Origin of the sequence: Apibacter sp. HY039, assembly GCF_004023655.1 — a bacterium.
GTDB lineage: Bacteria > Bacteroidota > Bacteroidia > Flavobacteriales > Weeksellaceae > Apibacter > Apibacter raozihei.
The window spans coordinates 1-5,604 of sequence record NZ_SAYM01000013.1; the positions used below are offsets into that span (position 1 = coordinate 1).

Consider the following 5,604-nt stretch of genomic DNA (forward strand, 5'->3'; position numbering starts at 1 on the left):
AAGGGTATTGCTGGTAAATTCTTTTCCCTGGTCGTCTTTGTGGGTAATTTTTTGTAGTAAATCACTGTAAAAGGCTCCGGGGGTATAAGTAAAGCTGTACTCACGAAGCTTCTGGCCTTCAAAGTATATCTCTACCTGGGTAAGCAGCTGATTCTGTGAGGTCAGGTATCCGTAACGGGCACTGCTGGTTTGCTTTTGTTTGCTCTGGTCTCTCTGGAATTTTACTACCGTATGGGCCGAACTTCCTTTGTTCCCCGCACGTACTTCTTTCAGGTAAACGGCTTGGGAGGTAAGTCCTCCGCGTACGGCTTCTGAGACCGGTTCATAGGTGTATTCTATCCAGTCGCCATGGAGTTCTTCTACTCGCGAGAGTTTCCACTCGGAGATCACTTCGCGGCTTTGGCCTGAGACATCGGTAAAGCGTCCTTTGACTACTCCCTGGTTGCCTCCATAGATGTATTTTGTCCCTTTTCTATCGGTTACTTCCCAGGTGTAATTGCCCGGATGGCTTCCTTTTCGCTGTATGGTGGCAAAGCTGCCTTCTTTTCGCGGATAAAAATAACGGTCGGCTTCCCGGGCGATCTTATGGCCCCGGTGGGCTAAAGAGGGCTTGCCATCCGCTCCGCGGGTAACCAGCTGGCTTCCGTCCATCAGGTAGGTCTCGGTTTCCTGGTCGTTGTGGTACCGGGGAACGCCCCAACGGGTCTCTACGGAGATGCCGGGTACTTGCAAATCCCAGCCTTCGCCTAACCAGCCGGAACCGCCGTCACTATTGTACTGGATTCCTAAGGAGGGGCTCATCCCGTTTCGGGCTGGGGGCATCTCAAAGCTGTACCCGGTGGAGGCTGTTCCCCGGTTGTTGGACTGGGGGGCGCTTACCTGATTAACTTTGGATAAGGGGTCGGCTACTTTGATATCACTCAGGGTCGTAGGGGTAAAGCCACTGGTCTCCGGGGATTCCGGGGCCTGAATGACGCCGTTGATCATATCGGTAAAGTGCGTGGTGCGGGATATGATCACCTGATTTTTGGTATCTACGCTGTCTCTTTCTAAGGCCACCCAATGTTTGGTCTGAAGGTCAAAGTAATAGGTGCGGATGTCTTGTTCGGTATAGCCGCTGGGAAGCTTGCTGCGATCGTAGGCGAGTTTGACTACGGCTCCCGGGCGGAAGTGTTCTCCGTGGGGTAAAAATCGATACCCACGGCTTTGGGAGGTCACATTGTGCAAGCCCATGTCTAAGGCCGGTAAGTCTACGGATCGTAAATTCTGTACCGTGATTTTTTTATCGTTTACTAACTGACTGCCGGGTACTTCTAATTGAACTCCCTGAAAGTTCAGTTGGTTGGCTGCCTGTTTTTTGCTGAAATCGAAGGTTTTTCGTACTAGTTTTTCTTCTGTTGAAAAACGGTAGCGGGCACTCCCGGAAAGAACCCGGGGGACTTGTGCGTAGGTCTGCCCCTGGCTCTGTAACTCTACCTGGGATACGGCTCCGTTTAATACGGCTTCGAATTCGCCCTGGTACACCGGGCTCGACAGGCCGTTGAGCTGAACCTCTCCTTCGCGCTGATCGGCAAAATATCCGCGTACGTAGGTATTCCCATCCTGATAGCTTACGGATTCCCATTGCAGCGGGGAGCTACCGGCAGGCACCGTGGATACTTCTATCTGAAGATTTTTTATTTTATACCCGTAGGTCGCGCCCTGGGGTACGGTGAAATAAATACGGTTTTCTCCGGCGTTCAGCCAGTTGGAAGCTAATTCTTCGCGCTGGTGGCTCCAGCCGTTATGGAGACTTACCAGATAGCCCCCGCGGGACGCGCGGTCGTTGATACTGCGGGTAACGCCACTTTTATCGCTTACTCCGTACAGGTCATAGCTCAGGTAAACCTGCTGACCGGCTTCGGGCTGACGATCCAGGTGGATGCTGAATACGTTATCCTGGGGGTTATCGAAACTTCTTTGGTTGTACAGACCTATTTCTCCTTCGGTTAAATCCGAGGAATAATGAAGGGTCGTGCTTACTGCTGGGATTGCTCCTGCTAAGACCGAAGGGGTCTGTGAACGGGGGATACTTGGGAGGCTGGCTCCCGGGATTCCCGGGGTCAACAGCCCCGAGGATTCTGCCCGGGGGGTGATCCGCCCGGATAGGTTTGCTTTGCTTGTCGTCCTGCCGGCCAGATAGGGGGTAAAGCTTTGTACCACCATCAGCCAGAGCAGAAAATAAGATATGCATCGAGCTTGTTTAGAGCTTAATTTCATCATTATATGTATTTTTTTCTATGTGTTAGTCTTAATTTATGAGTATCTTTTTGCTTAATTCGCCTTCGTTACTGAATACTTTGCTGATGTAAACGCCTTTGCGTAAGCCGCTCAAATCTACGGTATGTTCTTTGACGCTCTCGCTGATGTATTTGCTGTACACCTGGTTGCCGGCATAGTCATATAAAGCTATCTGAATCGGGGACGGGCTATTGAGTTTTACCCGGGCCGTGATTTGTGATTTATCGGAATAGTCTTTATAGTAGAACAGCAGGTTCTCGTCTCTAATCGGTGCATTGCCGGATATCTGACCATCCTTGTGGCAGTCGGATTCCAGTACTACAGGGTGCTCTACACTGGTGGAGGACAGGTTGCTGCTTTTCGGCTCGCTCTGGGCTCCCTGGTAATTCCAGTTCAACGGACTGCTCCAGGTACTGCCATTGCTGTTCTTTACGTGATAGACCCCGCTGTTGCCTGCGCTTTGTTTTATCATAAAGAATTTAAAGGAACGAAGGTTGCTCTGGGTGTAGACGGTACTGCCATTGATGCGGTAGTATACATTATACGGCGCCTGGCGCTCGTTGTAATCTTTGTAAATCTGAAGCTTGTCGCCGGGTTTTACGTACACTCCGGATAAGGGAGTGGTGCTTTTCTGGCGGTTGGTGATAATATATAGGCGTCCCTGGCGGATTTCAAATCCGTTTTCGATGTAGATATTGGATATACTCCCGCCTTCGGGATACGGGGTTAAGCCCATCTGGTACTGCTGCTCGGTAGATTTAAGGGTCGTCTCAAAAAAACCGCCGCGATTCCAGTCTATGCTCTGGTGGCTGTTGGACTGGGAGTCTGACTGATTCTCTGTGGGTATTAGGTGGAAACCGCCGAGCTCCTGAAGCTTCAGCTTGTAATTGCCTGCTGCCAGACTGTCCAATTGCAGGTTCGTACCGAAAAACACTCCGCTTTTTACGACTTCGCTTGTCTGCTCGTCTACCAGCTGGTATTCGAATCCGGCATCGCCCTGACGGATTTCTACCTGAAGGCTACCGTTGGATAAGGGTTCTCCTGTTCCATCGCAACCCGGGTTTTGTTTCTCCAGGTTCGCCACTATATTGCTCTGGCGGTAACCAAAGGTGAATACATCGCTCCCGTTGGTATCGGTATCGAAAAAGACGTGGTTAAATACAATCTTTTTTCTGTAGGGATCGTATTCGTCTGAGGGATAGATATCGGTGTGTTCTTTTTTGAATTCGCCGCTGCCTGAACGGTCGATGAGAATATACGACTGATTATTGGTCGCATAATCGGAAAATGCATCGGCCTGACCGGGCATGTAGGAGAGCTCTATGCGGTGGCCGGATTCTACGATACCGCCTACCCGCACGTCTTTCATCCAGACATCGCGCTTGCTCTTATGCATCAACAAGGCTGCATAAAAGGGCTTGTCCCTGTCTTCTGCTGCCAAAAATATCTGGGGAAGACTCTGACCGGATTGTGGGGCCGAATTGCCATTGGTGCTGATTATAATGCTATTCTCGGTCTTGCTGATGCGTACCCGGTCGCCTGCTTTTAAGGTCAGACTCCAGGGACGGTTATATTGTACCTGGCTTTGGATCACCGGATACACCCGACCGGATTCGTCTATGAAAATGCCGTAATCGTACCCGCTGCTTATATCGGCGGTATTTCCTCCGAATTTGATGTGACCGTAGCCGGGTAGGCTGCCCAGGGTGAAGGAGATCTGGCCCTGAGTCCCTTGTAAGGGCTCCTGGGTAACGGCTTCTCCGAGGGTATTGCTCCCTGCGGCTTTATAAAACGTGGTCTTAAAGCCTTCGCTCTGAACTTCTATTTCTTTGCTGTTCCATCTCACATAGTCTTTTTGAGGGGAGGTGAAGCCTGTATTGGTCTTTATTTTCCAGTGGCGGGGCATCAGCTTCATGCCCAGGTAATCTTCCCGGGTTTCTACTGTTTTGCCCTGGGCATTGTCTCCCCATAGTACATAGTCCTGATCGTGCATGGATTCTCCTGGGAATTTTTCAATAACCAGCAGCCGGTTACGGTTCGACAGGTTATAGTTATTGGCCAGATCGTAGGAATCTCCTGCCCACTGGTAACTGAAGTAAGGGGTTTCTTCATAGGAGGTGCTCCCCTGCTTTTGGTTCAAACTGCTGGCATCGTCACGGTAAAGGCCCGTAACCCGGTGGTCGTAGGTTTTATTCTGTTCTTTGTCCCAGAGTAACTGGTTGTTACTGCCCAGCAGGGAGCGCTCCAGCATAAATCCGTATTTTAAGGCCAGGTAGCTCTCGGCCTTGATCCTTTCTACGGGGGTCAGAATCCGCTCATATACTAACAGCTCCGGTATATAGGCCTCGAACTGATTCCCGTCGGTTCCGGATATGCTAAAGCCGGAACGATTATTTACATTGCGGGAGTCGAAAAAGGACCCTAGTGATAGTACGGAGTGACGGGGTTCCCCCCATATGCTGTGGTTGGGCTGGTTCGTACGGAAATACACAAACGAACGAAGTGTTCTTTCCTGGTATTTTTCCAGGGTTGGTTCCGGACTCTGACCTGCGTGGTACATCAGATCATAGCCTTCCTGGGAACCGTAATCTAATACGCCCCGGGAACTTTCGGTACTGTTGATGATTTTATCGGTGCCCAGCAATACGCCTTTTCCGGGTAAGCTGTTAAGCCCCAGCAAGTAGGCGGATCGGGTGTGTTTGTCTTTGGGCTCCCCCCGGGAGGCTATCGCCCCGATGATGGTCGCCGTGGTTAGGGGGCTGTTTTTTATCCAGATTTCTTTGCTGATATTAGTCCCGTTATTTAAACTAAGTCCCGGGTTAAAGTTGTAGTTACGTAAAAAGGTTCGGGCATCTACGAGGTATTCTGTCCCGAAACGGCCGCCTCGGGCATCGTAGTACCGTACGATGAGTGAATCTCCGGAGTAATCCTGCCACCGGTAAGTACCGTATAAATGGGCTGTGGACGGCTCGGTCTTCATCCATAATACCGCCCCGGGTACGCCGCCGGGACTGCTCCCGGATAGTACCTGCTGCGATTGTAGCAGGCTACTGAGGGTAAGGCTGAATAATAAGTAAAATTTTTTCATATAGTTAATAAATATTAATTTTTTAAGCCGACGAAGTTAAAAAAATTATCCTTATTTTCACCCTGTTTTATATCCTTATTATATATTTTATACCCTATTTTACTGCTTTTCAGGATATTTATCACTGAAAAATATTGCGTTTTTTTCTTTTACACTCCCCCTTATGATCTTTTTGATATAAAAAATAATACGGGATAAGGATTTTACCTGGATGTATCTGTTATCTCTGGATTTTT

The 5,604-nt window shown here is 49.6% G+C and carries 2 protein-coding genes; both read right to left on the bottom strand.

Going from position 1 to position 5,604, the window contains the following annotated elements:
* Positions 1 to 2,262: SpvB/TcaC N-terminal domain-containing protein (locus EQ921_RS14660; RefSeq protein ID WP_305000482.1), on the bottom strand; the 2,262-nt coding region annotated here is incomplete at its 3' end.
* Between the two features lie 28 nt (positions 2,263 to 2,290).
* Positions 2,291 to 5,368, bottom strand: coding sequence for a T9SS type A sorting domain-containing protein (locus tag EQ921_RS14665; RefSeq protein WP_128332199.1), 3,078 nt, complete (start codon positions 5,366 to 5,368; stop codon positions 2,291 to 2,293).
* Positions 5,369 to 5,604 lie beyond the last annotated feature (236 nt).

Bases quoted from the DNA above. Each gene is read 5' to 3' on its own strand.
- EQ921_RS14665 (WP_128332199.1), bottom strand. From the start codon at position 5,368: ATGAAAAAATTTTACTTATTATTCAGCCTTACCCTCAGTAGCCTGCTA.